Genomic DNA, 1,934 nt, shown 5'->3' on the forward strand with positions numbered 1-1,934 from the left:
TTTTGCTCCAAACTATTTCTAAGCTCGCGACTAAGATAGCCCAAATCAGCCAAAATGTAAGAGTGATGGCAGTTTTCCAGTAAGTCCTCAACGGCTCTAATATCGTGAACAGATGCTGGTGTCACAACGTAGTTCAGAATATAGCCTGATAGGGTGACCAGCATATGAACCTTGAAACCATAGAACCACAGTTGTTTGGAAGCATTGTAACCAGTATCTGCCAAGCCATCAAAAATACGTGTTCTATAGTTACAGACTGGTTGACATAGTGGTAAGGGAAAACTGTCCATGATAACGATGGTATCAGGAGAGATTTGGGTATTCATTACTTGTCTGATGAGTTGAACTAACCCAATCAGTTGTCGTGCTCGCCGGTTAAAACGACTTCTTTCAAGGAGACGACCACAAGGAAAGAATTGACAGATACGATAGAAATGACGTTGTGACTTAATGCCTAGTTCAGCTTGCAAGATAAGTAAGACTAATAGAGATTGGTCTGAAACCTTAGATAGGTTAACCTTTCGACGATGTTTGAAAGATTCAGGACAGTAATTCCTATACAGCTGATGGCATATTTTTGATAATTGTTTGATATTCCATTGTAAGTGATGAGATTTAGCAGTATAGTCCTTTTGGGCTTTTTATGGTATTTTGAAATTAACTAGCACCACGAATAATTATAATGTTTATCTCTGTCCAGAAAATCAACAGTTACGTTCTTCAACGACGAACTGAGAGGATTACCGCGAGTATAAAAGTGATCTCCTCAGTTGTCAGACTTGTCCTCTCTTCTCCGATTGTACTCAGTCGAAGAACCATCAAAAACTCATCACACGTCATCTAGGGAAAGATGTCTTAGAAGTCTGCGAAGTCATCCGACACCAGAGAGGGATGAAGGAGCAATATCAACAACGTAAAGAGATCATTAAGCGTTTGTTGGGAAGCAGATAAAAGAATACCACAATTTACGCTATACAAGATCAATCGAAAAGTCAAAGTGGTGCCAACCATCATAAGGAAAGTAAAAGAAAAGATAAACTAGAGGTTTAGAGCAGCTTGTCTTCAATCTGACGAGTCTGGGACAAAACTCAATCGATAAATATAAAAAACGAACAATACTGAGGTTTTTCAGTGTATCAAAAAAGCCCCATAAGATTTATAAAGAAAAGCAACCAAACCATCATTAGGAAGACCTTATGGAACAACTTAAGAATACCGCAGAACTCATCGGATTAAAAGACAAAAATATCAAAATTGAGACTATTTTTAAGGCTGATACTCATATCTTGATTGAGGCTAGCCTAGACTATCAGCCTCCACTCTGCCCTCACTGCCAAGGACAGATGAGCAAGTATGACTTTCAACGAGCTTCTACTATTCCAATCCTTGATGTCCAAGGCATGCCAACAGTTCTCAAACTTAAGAAGCGACGGTTTCAGTGTAAAGGTTGTCGTCGGGTGACGGTTTCTGAGACCAGCTTAGTCAAGAAGCATTACCAAATCTCGAAGCCTGTCCGCCAGAAAATCACACAATACCATACCGAAAAGTTAACTAATACTGCCATCGCTAAGAGACTCCACCTTTCAGTATCTCTTATCCAACGTCATCTGGAAGCTTTCACCTTCAAGGAAGACTTTACTCGTCTTCTTGAGGTTCTATCAGTAGATGAATTTTCTCAGAACAGGGGACAACTGGCCTTCATCGCTCAAAATTTTGAGACCAGAAAGATTGTCACTCTCCTTGAAAACAACCGACAGACCACCATCAAAAACTACTTTTATCGCTATCCTAGAACTGTTCGTGAGGCGGTTAAAGCCGTTACTGTGGACATGTCTGGGTCTTATATTCCAATCCTAAGACCCTTCGCTCTCCTATTTTTAGGCTCAGGCTGAAACAGTCTCTCCCCAGACTGTTTCACTCCCCAAAGCTAAAAT

The 1,934-nt window shown here is 40.3% G+C and carries 1 protein-coding gene and 2 pseudogenes; 2 read left to right on the forward strand and 1 reads right to left on the reverse strand.

Annotated features, from left to right (window positions below; all coding sequences use genetic code 11):
* A partial coding sequence (locus IYQ92_RS10020; protein WP_195676488.1) for an IS982 family transposase occupies positions 1 to 593 on the reverse strand: 593 nt, incomplete at its 3' end.
* Between the two features lie 85 nt (positions 594 to 678).
* On the opposite strand from IYQ92_RS10020, the pseudogene IYQ92_RS10025 reads away from it, so the two are divergent.
* Positions 679 to 998: pseudogene (locus tag IYQ92_RS10025) on the forward strand (transposase); the annotation flags it as partial.
* Positions 999 to 1,196: 198 nt separating this feature from the next.
* A pseudogene (locus tag IYQ92_RS10030) lies at positions 1,197 to 1,859 on the forward strand (transposase family protein); the annotation flags it as partial.
* Positions 1,860 to 1,934 lie beyond the last annotated feature (75 nt).

It is taken from the genome of Streptococcus sp. HF-1907, from assembly GCF_015594605.1.
Taxonomy (GTDB): domain Bacteria; phylum Bacillota; class Bacilli; order Lactobacillales; family Streptococcaceae; genus Streptococcus.